At 68.4% G+C, this 18,716-nt stretch carries 9 protein-coding genes and 1 riboswitch; of the genes, 5 read left to right on the top strand and 4 right to left on the bottom strand.

What is annotated here, in order from left to right; translation table 11 throughout:
• Positions 1 to 518 precede the first annotated feature (518 nt).
• Positions 519 to 1,178, top strand: coding sequence for a winged helix-turn-helix domain-containing protein (locus H3H36_RS23590; protein WP_182220508.1), 660 nt, complete (start codon positions 519 to 521; stop codon positions 1,176 to 1,178).
• A complete protein-coding gene (locus tag H3H36_RS23585) occupies positions 1,179 to 1,499 on the top strand; it encodes an Mpo1-like protein (protein ID WP_182220507.1) in 321 nt (106 codons plus the stop codon).
• Positions 1,500 to 1,562: 63 nt separating this feature from the next.
• Here H3H36_RS23585 and H3H36_RS23580 read toward each other — a convergent pair whose 3' ends face one another.
• The 3 genes from H3H36_RS23580 to H3H36_RS23570 form a co-directional block, all read right to left on the bottom strand.
• The gene (locus H3H36_RS23580; RefSeq protein ID WP_182220506.1) at positions 1,563 to 3,419 is read right to left on the bottom strand and encodes a DUF885 domain-containing protein; all 1,857 of its coding nucleotides are present in this window, start codon (positions 3,417 to 3,419) and stop codon (positions 1,563 to 1,565) included.
• Positions 3,420 to 3,514: 95 nt separating this feature from the next.
• The gene (locus tag H3H36_RS23575) at positions 3,515 to 4,678 is read right to left on the bottom strand and encodes an HPP family protein (protein WP_182220505.1); all 1,164 of its coding nucleotides are present in this window, start codon (positions 4,676 to 4,678) and stop codon (positions 3,515 to 3,517) included.
• Positions 4,679 to 4,734: 56 nt separating this feature from the next.
• Positions 4,735 to 5,220 (bottom strand): Lrp/AsnC family transcriptional regulator, encoded by a 486-nt coding sequence (locus H3H36_RS23570; protein ID WP_182220504.1) that lies wholly within the window; start codon positions 5,218 to 5,220, stop codon positions 4,735 to 4,737.
• A gap of 127 nt (positions 5,221 to 5,347) precedes the next feature.
• Here H3H36_RS23570 and H3H36_RS23565 point away from each other — a divergent pair, with 127 nt between their 5' ends.
• Positions 5,348 to 6,970: an aminotransferase class V-fold PLP-dependent enzyme gene (locus H3H36_RS23565; protein WP_182220519.1), complete on the top strand. Its 1,623-nt coding sequence runs from the start codon at positions 5,348 to 5,350 to the stop codon at positions 6,968 to 6,970.
• Positions 6,971 to 7,183: 213 nt separating this feature from the next.
• Entirely contained in the window at positions 7,184 to 15,898 is an 8,715-nt protein-coding gene (locus H3H36_RS23560) for a glycoside hydrolase family 94 protein (RefSeq protein WP_182220503.1), read from the top strand.
• Between the two features lie 47 nt (positions 15,899 to 15,945).
• Here H3H36_RS23560 and H3H36_RS23555 read toward each other — a convergent pair whose 3' ends face one another.
• Positions 15,946 to 16,521, bottom strand: coding sequence for a TMEM165/GDT1 family protein (locus H3H36_RS23555; RefSeq protein ID WP_182220518.1), 576 nt, complete (start codon positions 16,519 to 16,521; stop codon positions 15,946 to 15,948).
• 11 nt (positions 16,522 to 16,532) lie between these two features.
• A riboswitch (yybP-ykoY riboswitch) is annotated at positions 16,533 to 16,711 on the bottom strand.
• Between the two features lie 119 nt (positions 16,712 to 16,830).
• Between H3H36_RS23555 and H3H36_RS23550 the strand changes: the two genes are divergently transcribed.
• Positions 16,831 to 18,696, top strand: a complete 1,866-nt coding sequence (locus H3H36_RS23550) for a M1 family metallopeptidase (RefSeq protein ID WP_182220517.1) — start codon at positions 16,831 to 16,833, stop codon at positions 18,694 to 18,696.
• The last annotated feature ends 20 nt before the right edge of the window (positions 18,697 to 18,716 follow it).

The raw sequence follows: 18,716 nt of genomic DNA, 5'->3' as shown, positions 1-18,716 counted from the left end.
TGGTCCATAAAATAGGTCAGTGCATCTAATTCGGTCTCATTTTTGACTGCGAAAATCTAAAAGCGTCTATAAATCCGTTCCGAAATTAAATTTTTAGACTGATTTTGCCTAGTGTTTCATTGAAAATATTTACTAAAGAAAACACAAGGCGCGGGGGCGTGCAGCCGAAAATTGTCTAAAACTTGAACAACAGAACGATATTGTGGTGCGTTTTAGATTTTCGTGTCCTGGAAATCGTCTGAATTAGATTCTGGCTCCGATTTTTGGGACTGGTTTAGATTGCGATCTGCGGATTCTAGACTCAATTAGCCGAAATCCCATTGAATTAGACCGGATTAGTCCGAGGGCCGATTTCCAGGCACGTCCTGTAGGCTACGCCACGGGCCAGGGGGGCTGGTGATCGGCTCGCCGTCGCCGCCTTCAGTGCTGGTGCACGCGCAACGCGGGTCTATGCGCTTTTGCGATAAATGCACGGCCGTTGTGCTAGATACTGGTATATCCATGCTAAGATTTGGCGCATGATCGCCCAAGCCCTCTTCACGCCCGCCCAGCAAAAGCTGCTGGGACTGCTGTTTGTCCGCGTCAACGACGGTTTTCACTTGAACGAGATCATGCGGCTGACCGGGCTGGGCAGCGCCTCGGCCCAGCGCGAGTTGAAGCGCTTGCACGATGCGGGTCTGATCGTCTCCGAGCGCATTGGCAACGTGCGCCGGTTCCGGCCGAACAAGGAATCGCCGGTCTATGAGGAATTAAGCAGCCTGGTTAAAAAGAGCTTCGGCCTGGTCAGCGTACTGCGCGCGGCGCTGGTGCCGTTGCAACGGGTGTTGAATGTCGCGTTTGTATATGGCGCTACGGCCAAGGAGCAGGAGGTGCTCGATACGCCGGTCGAGTTACTATTAATCGGCGATAACACCAGCTACGGTGAATTGTTATCGCGCCTGCCTATGGCTGAGCGCTTATTACGCCGCAAGATCAACCCCAATCTTTATTCCGTGCCCGATTTCCGTCGCCGCCTGCGCGAGCAGCAGGGTTTTATTATTCAGGTGCTGCGGGACAAGAAGTTATTTGTACTGGGTGATGAATCCGACCTGGACAAGATAATACTGGGTGATGCAGGAATCGAAGCGGATGCGAAATGGCGTCAATTTCAGAATATTAACCAGCCACCGGGAATATAAATGGAAGCAGATTTGCCGCAAACGCGCTACAAGACTTTCCGTGAGTTTTATCCCTACTATTTAAGCGAGCATCGCCATCCCATTTGCCGCCGCCTGCACTTTATCGGTTCCAGCTTGATTATCCTGATGGTGGGTATCAGCGCGGCCAGCGGCGATCTGGCTTTACTGTGGTCGCTGCCTGTGATTGGTTATGGTTTCGCGTGGGTCGGCCATTTCTTCTTCGAACATAACCGGCCCGCCACATTCACCTATCCGTTCTACAGCCTGCTGGGCGACTGGGTCATGTTCCGCGATATGTTGACGGGGCGCGTGCGCTGGTAATCGCCTGCCCATAAAAAAAGGAACGGTCCCTGTCGGAAACCGTTCCCGTCGCGCCGCGGCAGCTTAGTGTTGCGCCTGTTGTTGCGCCTGTTTCTGGCTCGCGATCCAGTTGTCGATCTTCTGTTCCAGCAAGGCCAGCGGCAGGGTGCCATCGCCCAGCACGGCTTCGTGGAACTTCGGCAGGCTGAACTTGTCGCCTAACGCGGCGGCGGCCCGCTGGCGCAGTTCGACGATCTTCAGCATGCCGATCCGGTAGCCGAGCGCCTGGGCCGGCCACGCCATGTAGCGTTCCGTCTCGCTCTTGGCCACTTCATCGTAACCGAGTGTATCGTGCATGTACTGGATGCTTTGTTCGCGCGTCCAGCCCTTGGCGTGCATGCCGGTGTCCACCACCAGGCGCACGGCGCGCAGCAGGGCATCGTTCAGGTGGCCGAAGTATTGGGCCGGATCGTCGAACAAGCCCATTTCCTTACCCAGCGTTTCCGCATACAAGGCCCAGCCTTCCGTGTAGGCATTGTTGCCGCCGTACTTGCGGAAGTCTGGCAGGTTCAATTCCTGCATCAGGGCGATATGGAAGTGGTGGCCGGGCTTGCCTTCGTGCAGGAACAGCGTCGTCATGCCCGTGCTGCCGTACTTGGTCGGATCGTTGACGACGGACCAGAACACGCCCGGACGCGAACCGTCGCCGGCCGGCGCCGTGTAGTGGTCGGACGCCGTCGCGCGGCTCAGTTCCGGTTCCAGCCGCAGGTCCAGCTTGGCCTTGGGCACCAGCGTGAACAGTTGCGGCAGCTTGGTGTCGAGCACGTCATTGAGCTTGTGGTAGACGGCCTGGACTTCCTCTTCCGTCTTGAACGGGCGGAACTTGTCCTGCTGCGCCACCCACACGGGCAGGCCGGAAGCGGGGCCGGTATAGCCCAGTTTCGGACCCAGCAGTTCGAATTCGTGCTGGATGGTCGCCACTTCACGCAGGCCGATCGCGTGGATTTGCTCGGGGTTGAGCGACGTTGTGGTCTGGTTGGCGACACGGGCCTGGTACCAGGCCATGCCATCCGGCAGTTTGCCGAGGCCGGTCGTGGTACGGCAGGCCGGGATGTATTCCTTCTCCAGGAAGGTGGCCAGGCGGGCCAGGGCCGGCATCACCTTGTCGGCCACCGTGCTGCGGTAGGCGGCCGTCAGGCGCTGCTTGTCGGCGTCGGCGAACGTGGCGGGCAGCTTGGTGATGGGCGTGTAGTAGATGTTCGTTTCCGGCGTGGCGCTCACCAGTTTCTGGAACTGCGGCAGGGCCGACACCATGATGGCCTTGGGCTGGGTCACGCCCTTGCGCATGCCTTCGCGCATGTTGGCGATGGCTTGATCGATCCAGGCCGGCAGTTGCGACACGCGGCTCAGGTAGGCGTCATACTGCGCCACGGTGCCTATCGGTTGCGATGCTTCGCCGCCCGCATAGTTGGCCAGCATCACGGGCACACTGTCCATCTGGTTGATCGGCAACAGGTGCTCGGGGAATCGTTCCATCGCCAGCAGGCCATGCAGCTCGAAGGCGAGAATGTCGTAGTTGATGCGGTCGCCGCGGTCCAGCTGCGCGCGCGGAATGGCGGCCAGTTGCTTGCGGTACTGGTGGTACAGCGCGAACTGTTTGGCGCGGTTGGCGGGCGCGATGCTCAGGCCCAGCTGGTCATCGAAGCGGTTGTCGCCGTTTTCCGTCGCGCCGATCGGCTCGAAGCGGGCCGTGGCCTGGTAGTACCTGTCGGCCAGGGCCAGCAGTTGCTTGTGCACGGCGGCTGGCGTGGTGGCGGGAACGGCCTGGGTGGCTTGCACGGCCGGGGTAACGGCGTGCTCGGCGGCATGGCCCAGCGGTGCGCAGGCCAGGGCCACGGCGGCGGCCAAGGGAGCAAGCATGAAGCGGAGGTGGTGCGTCATATTCGTTTCCTGATCTGAATTGTCGGGGATAGGTCAAAACGGCGCTAAGCATACGCCATCGTGTCCCGCCTGCCCAACAATTTATGGCGCGGCGATCAGGCCGCCTCGCGCGCGAAGCGGCTCTCGTAGAGCGCGGCGACCAGGTCCGATTGCGTCACGATGCCGGCAAATCGCTCCTCTTCGTCGACGATAGGGATGTGATGGAAGCCGACATCGGCCATCAGCGGCACCAGGTCGACGATGGGTGTATCCAGCCGCGCCGTGACGGGCTTGCTGCGCATGATCTGGCCCACCACTTCCGCCTTTTCCGTATGGGTCAAGCCGCTGGGGCGCAGGAACTGGCGCAGGCGCTGCCGCACGCCGCGATAGTCGTCCAGTCCTCCATGTTCGAGGAAGTCGCCCTGGGTCACGATGCCGATCACGCGCCGCGCCCGGTTCAGCACGGGCAGCGACGCCACCTTGTGGCCGCGCATGTCGCGCCAGGCCTGGTCCAGCCCAGTGCCGAACTCGGCCGTGATCACATCCTTCGACATGATGTCGGTGCAACTGATGATGCCGAAGCGGCGGCCGTAGGCCCGCTGCTCCGTCTGCAGGAACAGCGCCTCCAGGTCGTCGCGGCTCACGTCCAGCACCTGGTTGTATTCGCGCAGCACGGCGTCCAGGTCTTCCGGCGCAAAGCCCAGGCGCGCGGTCGGCACGGCGTCGGCCGTCGCGTGCGGATGGGGATGCGGGGTTTGCTGGGTGTGGGGATAGCGGCGGCCCGTCAGGTTGTTGTACAGCACGGCCGCGCCGACCAGCACCACGCAATTGAACAGCACCGTCACCAGCGGGAAATGGAAACCGGCGCCGAGCACGGCCGGACCGCCGATCACGGTCGTCAGGGCCACGGCGCCGCCCGGTGGATGCAGGCAGCGCAGCGCGAACATGGCGGCGATGGCCAGGCAGCCGGCCAGCGCGGCCACCGGCACGCTGGCGCCCAGCCAGTGCACGCAGGCCACGCCGACCAGGCCGGACACGACATTGCCGCCGATCACCGACCATGGCTGGGCCAGCGGGCTGGCCGGCAAGGCGAACAGCAGCACGGCCGAGGCGCCCATCGGTGCGACGAAGAACAGGCTGATGCCGTCACGGGCCAGGATGAAATGGCCAACCAGTCCGGTCAGCAGCAGGCCGGCGGCCGCGCCCGCGCACGCGCGCAAGCGCTCGCTACGGCTTGCCGTGTGCGGGGCAGGCAGCCAACGTTCCAAAAAGGCAAACATATTGTCAGGTGAAAAGAGGGGAGGCGGGCATTATCCCACGATGCGTGGCGATGCGCTCAGCCCGGCAAGCCGTGCGACAGCAGTTCCAGCGGCAGTGCCGTGGTGAACTTGATCTGTTCCATCGAAAATGCCGAGGACACGCCAGTCAGCTGCGAAACCTTGATCAACTTCTTGTAAAAGCGGTCATATCCGTCGATATCGCTCGTTACCACCTTGAGCAGGTAGTCCACGTCGCCGCTCATGCGATGGAATTCCAGCACTTCCGGCAGCGCGATCACGGCGGCGGCGAAGCGCGCCAGCCATTGCTCGTCGTGGTGGCTGGTGCGCACGCTGACGAACACCGTCACCGGCAAGCCCACCTTGCGCCGGTTGACGATGGCCACCCGGCTTTCGATATAGCCTTCCTCTTCCAGCCGGCGCACCCGCTTCCAGCAGGGCGTGCTGGACAGGCTAACCTTCTCGCTGAGCTGGGCGATCGACAGCGTGCCGTCGGCCTGCAGCGCCGCGAGGATAGCGTAATCGTAGCGATCAAGATGTTCCATGCTATTTTTCTCGCATATTGAGGATAAACATTCCAAGATAAGGCAATTCAGCAGTCATTTTAGAACATAATTTCACCCTGGAATACGTAAGCTATATGGCATGACAGCAACTGCAACGCACGCCACCATGCCCACTGAAATCTACCTCGATGGCAACGCCACCACCTCCGTCCTGCCGGCCGCCATTGCCGCCGCCGTGGACGTCATGGCCCAGCGATTCGGCAACCCCAGCAGCAGCCACAGCGCCGGCCTGCGCGCCAGGGATGTGCTGGAGCGCACCCGCGCCTGCGCCAGGCGCCTGCTTGGCGTGGGCAGCGGCCGGCTCATGTTCAACAGCGGCGCAACCGAAGGCATCCAGACGGCCGTGCTGTCGGCCCTGTGCGCGTTGCGCGAACGCCAGTCGCGCGGCGAGGCCACCGGCGACCTGCTCGTGTTCGGCGCCACCGAACACAAGGCCGTGCCGCAAAGCCTGGACCACTGGAACCGCCTGCTGGGCCTGAACCTCAAGCTGCATGCCTTGCCCGTCGATGGCGAAGGCCGCCACGACCTGGCCGCGCTGCGTGCGCTGGCACCCCGGGCCGCGCTCGTGTGCACCATGGCCGCCAACAATGAAACGGGCGTCATCTCCGACCTGGCCGGCATCGAAGCGGTGCTGACGCAAACGGCCAGCGCCGCCTGCTGGCTGGTCGATTGCGTGCAGGCGCTGGGCAAGCTGCCGCTGGACCTGGCACGCACCCGCATCGACTACGCACCGTTCTCCGGCCACAAGCTGTACGCGCCCAAGGGCATCGGCATGCTATACGTGCGCGATGGCGCGCCATTCACACCGCTGATCATGGGCGGCGGCCAGGAGGCGGGCTTGCGCTCGGGCACGGAAAACATGGCCGGCATCGCCGCGCTGGGCGCCGTGCTGGAAGCGCTGGAGCAGGGCGGCACCTTCCGCAGCCACGCCGAACTGGCCGCCTTCCGTGTGCGCCTGGCCGACAGCCTGCGCACGGCCTTGCCCGGCATCGTGTTCAACCATGACTTCGCGGCCTCGCTGCCCACCACGCTCAATTTTTCCGTCCCCGGCGTCAGCAGCCGCGCGTTGATGGATGTGTTCGACGCGGCCGGCGTGCGCGTCAGTTCCGGCAGCGCCTGTTCGGCCAAGGCGGCCGCGCCCAGCTACGTGCTGGTGGCGATGGGCGTGCCGGACTGGCGCGCCAGCGGCGCCATCCGCATGTCGTTCGGCCCGCTGACGGATGCGGCGACCATCGCCGCCGCCTGCGCGCGCATCGCCCGCTGCGGCGCGGCCTTGCGCAGCGCCGGCCTGCTGGCATCGGACGGCATCGCGGCCGCCCGCGATGGCCTGCCGCCGCCAGCCGTGGATGGCGCCAGCGGCTGGCTGGCGCCGGATGCGACCGGCCCCGGCGCCGGCGGCGACAGCGCGCTGCGGCTGGATCCGGCCGCGCTGGCTGCCGTCTTGAAAGCTCATCCACACGCGCGTATGATCGACGTGCGCGAACCGTACGAATGCGCGGCCACGATCAGCGCCGTGCCGGGGGATAAGCCCGCTCTCAGCGTGCCGCTCGGCCAGTTGGCCGGGCCAGCGGAGCAGTGGCTGCGCGAGCCGCAGGTGCCGCTGGTGTTCTATTGCCGCAGCGGCAACCGTAGCATGCAGGCCGCGCAATACCTGCGCCGGCTTGGCCACCCGTTGGCCTGGAGCCTGGACGGCGGCCTGGCGTTGGCCTCGCCCGCGCCAGCGGCCTGATCGCTTGATCGCCTGCTCCGTCGGACGCGCCGGCCCGCGCGCCCGTGCGCCATCCGTAGCGCCCCATCGCCATAGCGCCGTGCCGAACTGCACAATTTGCGTCAGCCGTGCGCCCTTGTACGCTTGAACGGCAGATAATTTTTCATCGCACGCGCCGTGCCCCGGCAGGGGAGCGGCGTCGTGTTCGTTCGTTAGTTCAGCTAGCGGGGTCCGATGAAAAAGCACACCACTCTGCTGCCCAGCTTGATGCTGGGCTTTCACGCCGCCACGTCCGGCGCCCTGCGCGCCGACGAGGAGGAGGAAATGCCCCTGCGGGCTGAACTGTTCAGCGCGGCGCAGATGGCCGCCCATGGCCGCGCGCTGGCGGCCCAGCACGAGCCCAGCCCCGGCGGCGGCCGCGACCGCCTGCTGGCGCGGCTGGCCGATAACGCCGCCGTCATCGCCGCCACCTGCGATGGCCTGACGGAAGCCATCCAGGCCGGCCGCCAGGTGACGCCCGCTTCGGAATGGCTGCTCGACAATTACTACCTGATCGAAGACCAGATCCGCACAGCGCGCCGCCACCTGCCCAAGCACTACAGCCGGCAACTGCCGCGGCTGAAAGGCGGCGCCGGCAAAGGCAACGGCGTGCCGCGCGTGTACCGCATCGCGCTCGAGATCATCGCCCACGGCGACGGCCGCGTCGATCCGGAAAGCCTGTGCCGCTTCGTCGACGCCTACCAGGAGGTGGCCACGCTGCAGCTGGGCGAACTGTGGGCCATCCCCATCATGCTGCGCCTGGCCCTGATCGAGAACCTGCGCCGGGTGGCCGCGCGCGTGGCCGACAACCGCGGGCAGCGCGACCAGGCCACCCAGTGGGCCGACCGCATGGTGGAAGTGGCCGACCAGAACCCCAGCGGCCTGATCCTGCTGGTGGCCGACATGGCCCGCTCCAATCCGCCCATCACGAGCGCCTTCGTGGCCGAGCTGGCGCGCCGGCTGCAAGGCCAGAGCCCGGCATTGACGCTGGCGCTGACCTGGCTGTCGCACCGGCTGGCCGAGACGGGCCAGACCATCGAACAGCTGATCCAGGCCGAGATCCAGCTGCAGGCCGGCGAGCAGGTGTCGATCGCCAACAGCATCGGCAGCCTGCGCTTCCTGGGCACCATGGACTGGCAGGAATTCGTCGAGAACAGCAGCGCCGTCGAGCGCGCGTTGCGGCAGGATCCGGCCGGCATCTACACGGGCATGGACTTCGCCACCCGTGACCAGTACCGCCACGTGGTCGAGATGCTGGCCCGTCACGCGCCGGCCACCGAGGAGCAGGTGGCCGAGCGGGCCGTGCGGCTGGCCCAGGACGCGGCCGGCGACGCCGAGGCGCGCCACCGCCACGTGGGCTACTATCTGGTGGGGCCCGGTTCGGCCGAGCTGGCGCGGCTGGCCGGGGTCCGGCTGCCGCTGGCGCAGCGCATCGGCCAGCTGGCGCGGCGCGCGCCACTGGCGTACTACCTGGGCGCCATCGGCCTGCTCACGGCTGGCGGCTGCGCCTGGCTGCTGGAACGCACGGCGCGCGATGGCGTGGACCAGCCATGGCTGCTGGCGGCGCTGGGCGTGCTGGCGCTGCTGGGCAGCGGCCAGCTGGCGCAAAGCCTGGTGAACTGGGGCGCCACCGTGCTGACGGCACCCCATCCCTTGCCGCGCATGGACTTTCGCGCCGGCGTGCCGGACGACGCGCGCACGGTGGTGGCCGTGCCCACCCTGATCTACAGCCGCGACAACGTGGACGAATTGTGCGAACAGCTGGAGGTGCGGTTCCTGGCCAACCGCGATCCCAACCTCGTGTTCTGCCTGCTCACGGACTTCCCCGACGCCAGCGCGGAAACCTTGCCCGACGATGGCGCCGTGCTGGCCCACCTGCAACAGCGCATGCGCGCGCTTAACGTGCGTTATGAAGGCGCGCCGTTCCTGCTGCTGCACCGGCCGCGCCTGTGGAATCCGCGCCAGGGCGTGTGGATGGCGTACGAGCGCAAGCGCGGCAAGCTGCATGCGCTCAACCGCTACCTGCGCGGCGGCGCGCGCGACGCGTTCTCGCTCATCGAAGGCGACAGCGAGCGCGTGCAGGGCATCCGCTACGTGATCACGCTCGACACCGATACCCAGCTGCCGCGCGACACGGCGCGCCAGTGCATCGCCACCATGCGCCACCCGCTCAACCAGCCGCGCTACGACGCCACGCGCGGGCGCGTGGTGGAAGGCTACGGCGTGCTGCAGCCGCGCGTGGCGGCCAGCCTGCCGGGCGAGACGGCGTCGCGCTACGAGCGCCTCGGCGGCGGCGAGCCGGGCATCGATCCCTATACGCGGACCGTGTCCGACGTCTACCAGGACGTGTTCGGCGAAGGCTCGTTCATCGGCAAGGGCATCTACGACGTCGACATGTTCGAGCGGGTGCTGGGCGGTCGCCTGCCCGACGACCTGATCCTCAGCCACGACTTGCTCGAAGGCTGCTACCTGCGGGCCGGCCTGCTCAGCGATGTGCAGTTGTACGAAGCGTGGCCGGCCACCTACCCCGACGACGTTAGCCGCCGCCAGCGCTGGCTGCGCGGCGACTGGCAGTTGTGCGGCTGGCTGGCCGGCCCCGTGCGGCGCGCCGACGGGCGGCGCGAGCGCAACCCGCTGTCGGCGCTGTCGCGCTGGAAGCTGTTCGATAACCTGCGCCGCAGCCTGACGGCGCCGGTGCTGCTGCTGGCGCTGCTGGTGGCGTGGGGCGCGCTGCCCGACCCGTGGTTGTGGACCGCCGCCGTGCTGGCCGTGCCCTTGCTGCCGCCGCTGGTGGGCGCCCTGTACCACGCGGCGCGCCGCCCGCGCGACACCTTGTGGCCGCAACACCTGTGGAACGTGCTGCGCCTGGCCAACATCCACTTCTCGCACGCGCTGCTGACGCTGGCCTGGCTGCCCTACGAGGCCGCGTTCGCGCTGGACGCCATCGTCCGCGCGCTGTGGCGGCTGCTGGTGTCGCGCCAGCGTTTGCTGGAATGGCGCGCGTCGGGCCTGGCGCGCGCCGGCGCCGGCCTGGCCGACTGCTGGCGCACCATGCGCAGCGCCTCGCTGCTGGCCGTGGCCACCGCCGCCGTGCTGGCCCTGTGGCATCCGGCCGGCATGGCGCTGGCCGCGCCGCTGCTGGCCGCGTGGCTGGCCGCGCCGCTGCTGGCCTGGTGGATCAGCCGGCCCGTGCCGCGCCCACCCGTGCGCCTGAGCGTGGCCCAGCTGCGCTTTTTGCACCAGCTGGCGCGCCGCACCTGGGCCTGGTTCGAGCGCTACGTGGGGCCGGACGACAACTGGCTGCCGCCCGACAACATGCAGGAACATCCGGTGGCCGTGGTGGCGCACCGCACCTCGCCCACCAACATGGGCTTGTCGCTGCTGGCCAACCTGAGCGCCTGGGACTTCGGCTACCTGACCACGGGCCAGTTGCTGGAGCGCACCGGCAGCGCGCTGGGCGCGATGGAATTGCTGGAGCGCTACCAGGGCCACTTCTACAACTGGTACGACACCCAGAGCCTGAAGCCGCTGCACCCGATCTACATTTCCACCGTCGACAGCGGCAACCTGGCCGGCCACCTGCTCACGCTGCGGGCCGGGCTGGCCGCGCTGGCGGACCAGCCGCTGCTGGGACCGCAATGCATGGATGGCCTGGCCGCCACGCTCGGGGTGCTGCACGAAGCGCTGGCCGCGATGGAGCCGGCCGCGCCCGCGCTGACGGGCGCGCCGGCGCTGCGCGCGCTCGATGGCTTGCTGGTGCCGGCCGGCCGGCCCGACCCGGCCGACATGGGCGCCCTGCACGACTGGCTGGCGCGCGCCAGCGGCAGCGCCGACACGCTGCTCGACGCCATCGCCGCCCATGGCGACGAAGCCGTGCGCGAATGGGGCGCGGCGCTGGCGGCCCAGTGCCGCGCGCTGCGCGAGGAACTGGAGGCGTACGCGCCGTGGCTGGCGCTGGGCCCGGACGCGCTGTGCGACAGCCGGCTGGCGCGCATGCCCACCTTGCATGCGCTGGCCACCTGGCCCGGCATGGAAGCGGCGCCGTCCGACCTGGCGCCTGACGAGCGCGCACGCCAGCAGCGGCTGGCCACGCTGCTGGAGCAGGGCAGTGCCCGTGCGCGCGCCCGCATGGCCGCCATCGACACGCTGCTGCTGCGCTGCGCGGCCTGCGCCCAGCCCGACTACAGCTTCCTGTACAACCCCACCACCAAGCTGCTGGCCATCGGCTACAACCTCAGCGAACGCCGGCTCGACGCCAGCTATTACGACTTGCTGGCCTCGGAAGTGCGGCTGGCCAGCTTCGTCGCCATCGCCCAGGGCCAGCTGCCGCAGGAGCACTGGTTCGCGCTGGGGCGCCAGCTGTGCATCGTGGCCGGCAAGCCGGTGCTGCTGTCGTGGAGCGGCTCCATGTTCGAATACCTGATGCCGCTCCTGGTCATGCCCACCTACGCCAGCACGCTGCTGGACCAGACTTACCACGCCATGCTGGACGCCCAGATCGACTACGGCCGGCGCCGCAACGTGCCGTGGGGGATTTCGGAGTCGGGCTACAACACGGTCGACGCCAGCCTCAATTACCAGTACCGGGCGTTCGGCGTGCCGGGCCTGGGCATGAAGCGGGGCCTGGGCGACGACCTGGTGGTGGCGCCCTACGCCGCCATGCTGGGCCTGATGGTGCGGCCCGAGGCGGCCTGCGCCAACCTGCAGAAGATGGCCGCGCTGGGCTACCTGGGCCGCTACGGCTGCTACGAAGCGATCGACTACACGCCGGCCCGGCTGCCGCGGGGCCAGGCGGCGGCCGTGATCCGCTCGTTCATGGTGCACCACCAGGGCATGGGCTTGCTGGCGCTGGACTACCTGCTGCATGACCGCCCCATGCAGCGCCGCTTCATGGCCGACCCGCTGCTGCAATCGGCCTTGCTGGTGCTGCAGGAACGCAGCGCCCAGGTGGGGGCGTTCCACTCGGCCATCGAGCAGCAGCTGGCCGCGCCGGCCGCCGGCGCCGAGCAGGCCATGCCGATGCGGATGCTGAACCAGGCCACGCCGCTGCCCGAAGTGCAGCTGCTGTCGAACGGGCGCTACCACGTCATGGTCAGCAACGCCGGCGGCGGCTACAGCCGCTGGAAGGACCTGGCCGTGACCGGCTGGCGCGAGGATGGCACGCGCGACCACTGGGGCAGCTTCCTCTACCTGCACGACGTTGACAGCGGCCTGACCTGGTCGGGCGCCTGGCAGCCCACGCTGGCCGAGCCGCGCAAGTACGAGGTGATCTTCTCGGAAGGGCGGGCCGAGTTCCGCCGCAGCGACCACGGGCTGGAGCTGTACACGGAAATCGTCGTCTCGCCCGAGGACGACATCGAATTGCGGCGCCACCGGCTGACCAACCAGAGCGACCGCGAACGCACCATCGAGCTGACCAGCTACGCGGAAGTGGTGATGGCGCCGGCGGCGGCCGAGGCGGCCCATCCCGCGTTCACCAAGCTGTTCGTGCAGACGGAAATCCTGGGCCCGCGCCATGCCATCCTGTGCACGCGCCGGCCGCGCGGCAAGGACGAGCACCCGCCGTCGCTGCTGCACCTGATGACCGTGCATGACGCCACCGTGCTCGAGGTGTCCTACGAGACCGACCGCGCCGCCTTCCTCGGCCGTGGCCGCGGCACCCAGGCGCCGCAGGCGCTGCGGGTGGCCGGGCCGCTGGCCGGCGGCCATGGCTCGGTGCTCGATCCGGTGGTGGCGATCCGCCACCGCATCACGCTGGCGCCCGACCAGAGCGCCACCATCGACCTCGTCACGGGCATGGCCGACACCCGCGAGGCGGCCCTGCACCTGGTGGACAAATACCAGGACCGCCACCTGGCCGAGCGGGTGTTCGAGCTGGCCTGGACCCACAGCCAGGTGGTGCTGCGCCAGCTCAACGCCAGCGAGGCCGACGCCCAGCTGTACGCGCGCCTGGCCGGCAGCGTGCTCTATCCGCACGGCGCGCTGCGGGCCGAGCCGGCCATCCTGCTGCGCAACGGGCGCGGCCAGTCCGGGCTGTGGGCCTACGCCATCTCGGGCGATTTGCCCATCGTGCTGCTGCAGATCCGCGACCCGGCCAACATCGAGCTGGCGCGCCAGCTGGTGCAGGCGCACGCCTACTGGCGCCTGAAAGGGCTGGAGGTGGACCTGGTGATCTGGTACGAGGACCAGGGCGGCTACCGCCAGGCGCTGCACGACCAGATCATGGGCTTGATCGCCTCGGGCAGCGACGCCCAGGCCATCGACCGTCCGGGCGGCATCTTCGTGCGGCTGGCCGACCAGATCGCGCCCGAGGACCGGGTGCTGCTGCAATCGGTGGCGCGCGTGATCATCAGTGACAGCCGCGGCACGCTGGCCGAGCAGGTCAAGCGCGCCGTGCCGCCGCCGCTGCGGGTGCCGGCGCTGGTGGCCGACCAGCGCGGTGGCGCCGACACCGTCGCCGCCACCGCGCCGGCCACGCCGCCGCTGCTGCTGTTTAATGGCAGTGGCGGCTTCACCGAGGACGGGCGCGAGTACGTGATCGTCAGCGCGCCCGGCCAGAGCACGCCGGCGCCGTGGTGCAACGTGCTGGCCAATCCCCAGTTCGGCAGCGTGATCTCGGAAAGCGGGCAGGCCTACACCTGGCACGAGAACGCCCACGAATACCGGCTTACGCCGTGGCACAACGATCCCGTCACGGACGCCAGCGGCGAGGCCTGGTACGTGCGCGACGAACAGAGCGGCCAGTTCTGGTCGCCCATGGCCTTGCCCGCGCCCGGCACCGGCCCCTACCTGACCCGCCACGGTTTCGGCTACAGCGTGTTCGAGCACGTGGAGGGCAGCATCGCCACCACGCTCACCACCTTCGTCGCGCTCGACGCGGCGATCCGCTACACGGTGCTGGAGGTGCGCAACGACGGCGCCGTGGCGCGCCGCCTGTCGGCCACTGGCTACGTGGAATGGGTGCTGGGCGACCTGCGCCCCAAGACAGCCATGCACGTGGTGACCGAACTCGATGGCGCCAGCGGCGCGCTGTTCGCGCGCAACGCCTACAACACGGAATTCCCGGGCCGGGTGGCGTTCTTCAACGCCGACGGCGGCACCGGGCGCAGCGTGACGGGCGACCGCACGGAATTTGTCGGCCGCAACGGCAGCCTGGCGGCGCCGGCCGCGCTGCGCCGGGCCCGTTTGTCGGGCCGGGTCGGGCCGGCGCTCGATCCCTGCGGCGCGATCCAGGTGCCGTTCGAGCTGCTGCCGGGCCAGCGGCGCGAGATCGTGTTCGTGCTGGGCGTGGGCGGGCGCCGCACCGCCGACGTGAGCGTGCTGGTGCAACAGCACCGCGGCGTGGAGGCCGCGCGCGAGGCGCTGGCGGCCGTGCGCGCGCACTGGCAGCGCACGCTGGGCGCGGTGCAGGTGGCCACGCCCGAGCCGGCGCTCGACGTGCTGGTCAACGGCTGGCTGATGTACCAGACCATCGCCTGCCGGCTGTGGGCGCGCAGCGGCTACTACCAGTCCGGCGGCGCGTTCGGCTACCGCGACCAGCTGCAGGACGCGATGGCGGCCGTCCACACGGCGCCCCAGCTGCTGCGCGAACAACTGCTGCTGTGCGCGGGTCGCCAGTTCATCGAAGGCGATGTGCAGCACTGGTGGCATCCGCCCACCGGGCGCGGCGTGCGCACCCATTGCTCGGACGACTACCTGTGGCTGCCGCTGGCCGCGGCCCACTACGTGGCCGTCACGGGCGACGTGGGCGTGCTCGACGAGCAGGCGCCGTTCCTGGAAGGGCGGGCCGTCAAGCCGGAGGAGGATGCGTACTACGACCTGCCCGTGGTCGCGCCCTACGGCGCCACCTTGTACGAGCACTGCGTGCGCGCCATCCGCCACGGCCAGCGCTACGGCGTGCACGGCTTGCCGCTGATCGGCTCGTGCGACTGGAACGATGGCATGGACAAGGTGGGCGAGCAGGGCCGCGGCGAGTCCGTGTGGCTGGCGTTCTTCCTGTGCGAGGTGCAGCAGCGCTTCGCCGAACTGGCCGAGCGCCGCGGCGACACCGAGTTCGCCGCCGCCTGCCGCCACGAGACGCGCCAGCTGGCCGCCAGCGTCGAGCAGCAGGCGTGGGATGGGGCATGGTACCGGCGCGCGTATTTCGACGATGGCACCCCGTTGGGCTCGGCGAGCGGCGTGGAATGCCAGATCGATTCGCTGTCGCAAAGCTGGGCCGTGCTGTCCGGCGTGGCCGACCCGGTGCGGGCCCGCGGCGCCATGGAGCAGGTCGACCAGCGCCTGGTGCGGCGCGAGGCGGGCCTGGTCCAGCTGCTCGATCCGCCGTTCGACCAGGCCGGTCCCAACCCCGGCTACATCCGTGGCTACGTGCCCGGCGTGCGCGAGAACGGCGGCCAGTACACGCACGCGGCCATCTGGACCGCGATGGCGTTCGCGCGCCTGGGCGATGGCGCGCGCGCCTGGGAGCTGGCGCGCATGATCAACCCGGTGCGCCACGGCGCCACGCCGGCCGCCTGCCAGCGCTACAAGGTGGAACCGTACGTGGTGGCGGCCGACGTGTACGCCGTGCCGCCGCATGTGGGGCGCGGCGGCTGGACCTGGTACACGGGATCGGCCGGCTGGATGTACCGGCTGCTGCTCGAATCGCTGCTGGGGCTCACGCGCAGTGGCCCCGCGCTGGCGCTGGCGCCCTTGCTGCCGGCCGGCTGGGATGGCTACACGGTCACTTACCGTTTCGGCGCCACGCCCTACACGATACGGGTGACGCCGGCCGTGGACGGGCTGGGGCCGGAGCGTGCGCCGGGCCTGACCGTCGATGGGCAGGCCCTCGCCGGCTACACCGTGGCCCTGATCGACGATGGCCGCAGCCATGCCGTGGAACTGCGCGTGGCGCCGGCCGCCAAGGGTTGAGCGTGGCGGGGCCGATCAGCGTGCTGGGCGGGCGTGCCGGCGCGGGTTCACAGCCCCACGCCGGCGCCCGCGCCCAGCAGCGTGAGCACGCCCAGTACGGCGAACACGGCGGCGGCCACGCCATGCACCAGCTTGAGCGGCACCTTGCCGGCGATCCGGCCACCGAGGTACACGGCCGGCACATTGGCCAGCATCATGCCGAAGGTGGTGCCGGCCACCACGGACACGAGGCTGTGGTAGCGGGCCGCCAGCGCCACGGTGGCGACCTGGGTCTTGTCGCCCATCTCGGCGGCGAAGAAGGCCACCAGCGTGGTGAGGAACACGCCGTAATGGGCCAGCTTGGCGTCGTCCTCGTCGATCTGGTCCGGCACCAGGGTCCAGGCGGCCATGGCGATGAAGCCCAGGCCCAGCACCCAGCGCAGCACATCCGGCCCCATCAGGGCCGTGAGCCAGCTGCCGACGGCGGCCGCGAACGCGTGGTTGGCCACCGTGGCCACGAAGATGGCCAGCACGATGGGCAGCGGCTTGCGGAACTTGGCGGCCAGGATAAAAGCGAGTAACTGGGTTTTATCGCCGATTTCGGCGAGCGCGACGATGCCGCTGGAGACGAGGAAAGCTTCCATGATGTGGTGTTGGTACGTGGGCCGGATGGTTAACCGATGAGCCATGGGCGACTCCGGCCCATGCGGCCGCCCCTGGTTCATGGTCTCGTCAAGTGATCCACCAGCTGTACCACGGCCTGCGGGCCGATGATGTTGATACAGCTTCCTTCGCGCGGGCGAAGGACGACTACTCCCCACAACTGCCCGCATGATAACCCACAACGGCCGGGCCGGTCCAGAAACGCCTGTGGTATTCTGCACCGCGTCCGCGCCGCGTCTGCACTGCGCCGCCGCTGGCGCCCCACTTTGCCATCCACCGAACCGACCACCATGCCTATCGCCACCATCCCGCGCGCCGTGTTATCCGCACTGCTGTGCTGCTGCTGTTGTTGCTGCGCCTGGGCCGACCCGCTCAGCTACGCCCAATACGACCAGGTCCGCACCACCGACCTGCACCTGGACCTGAAGGCCGATTTCAGCCACAAGACCCTGTCCGGCTATGCCGAACTGACGCTGGACTGGCTGGCGCCCAGCGCCCGCAGCCTGGCGCTCGACACGCGCGACCTGCGCATCGCCCAGGTGCGCATCCAGCGCCCCGATGGCCGCTGGGCGCCCGCGTCCTACCTGCTCGACCCGCCCGAGCCGGGCCAGGCCGAGAAGGGCCGCGCACTGCGCATCGCGCTGGCCGGCCAGCCGCGCAAGGTGCGCATCTACTACCGCACGGCGCCCGGCGCGGCGGCCCTGCAGTGGATGACGCCGCAGCAAACCATGTCCGGCAAGCGGCCCTTCATGTTCAGCCAGTCCGAAACCATCAACGCCCGCTCGTGGGCGCCGGTGCAGGACACGCCGGCCGTGCGCTTCACCTACAGCGCCCACATCGACGCGCCGTCCGGCCTGCGCGTGGTGATGAGCGCCGAGAACGATCCCAAGGCCACCGGCGTGGGCGGCTGGAACTTCCGCATGCCCCAGCCCGTGCCGGCCTATCTGCTGGCCATCGCCATCGGCGAACTGGAAGTGCGCAGCGTCGGCCCCCGTTCGGCCGTGTACGCGGAACCGGCCCGCATCGACGCCGCCGCCTGGGAGCTGGCCGACACGGAAAAGATGATCGCCGCCGCCGAATCGCTGTACGGCCCCTATCGCTGGGGGCGCTACGACATGCTGGTGCTGCCGCCATCGTTCCCCATCGGCGGCATGGAAAATCCGCGCCTGACCTTCCTCACCCCGACCATGATCGCGGGCGACCGCAGCCTGGTCGACCTGATCGCCCACGAACTGGCCCACTCGTGGTCGGGCAACCTGGTCACCAACGCCACCTGGAAGCACTGGTGGCTCAACGAAGGCTTCACCAACTACGTCACCACCCGCATCGTCGAAAGCCTGTACGGCGCGCAAGTGGCCGACATCAACCTGCAGGTGGAGCAGGAGGAAGCGCTGGCGTCCTTGCCCTCGATCGCGCCGGCCAAACAAGCCTTGCTCACGCGCGGGCCGGACACCGACCCCGAAGCCACCTACACGGACGAGGAACTGGCCTATCCCAAGGGCGCCTGGCTGCTGCGCACGCTCGAGCAGCGCGCCGGCCGCGCCGTGTTCGACCCCTTCCTGCGTGGCTGGTTCGACCAGCACGCCTTCGAGTCGGCCACCACGGAACAATTCGTCGCCTATTTGCACCGCAACCTGCTCGACAGCCATCCCGGCCTGATGACGGACGCCGAGCTCGATGACTGGCTGTATGGCCAGGGCATCCCGGCCAGCGCCGTGCGGGTGGCCTCGCCCCGGCTGGCGGCCGTGGACGCCCAGCGCAGCAGCTGGCTGCGCGGCGAACTGGCCACCGACAAGCTGGACGCCAGGCACTGGATCGCGCTCGAATGGATGCACTTCCTGAACGACATCGACGGCAAGGCCAGCGCCGGCCAGATGCGCGAGCTGGACCAGGCGTTCGGCCTGGGCAAGAGCGGCAACAATGAAATCGCCTACCGCTTCTTCCTCAGCGCCATCAAGGCCGGCTATGACGTGCGCCAGCCGCTGCAGGCATTCCTGATGAGTGTGGGACGGCAGAAGTTCGTCGTGCCCCTGTACGCCGCCTTGCTGCAACGTCCGGACGACCGGGCCTGGGCGCAGGCGCTGTACGCCAGGGCGCGCGAACGCTACCACCCCGTCACGCAAGCGGCCGTCGACAAGAAGTTCGCCGACCAGTGAGGCGCCCCATGGCGCGGCGC

The sequence above is a fragment of the Rugamonas fusca genome (genome assembly GCF_014042365.1).
GTDB classification, from domain to species: domain Bacteria; phylum Pseudomonadota; class Gammaproteobacteria; order Burkholderiales; family Burkholderiaceae_D; genus Rugamonas; species Rugamonas fusca.
The sequence above is the reverse complement of the archived record's forward strand: the minus strand, read 5'-3'. Positions and strand labels throughout refer to the sequence as shown.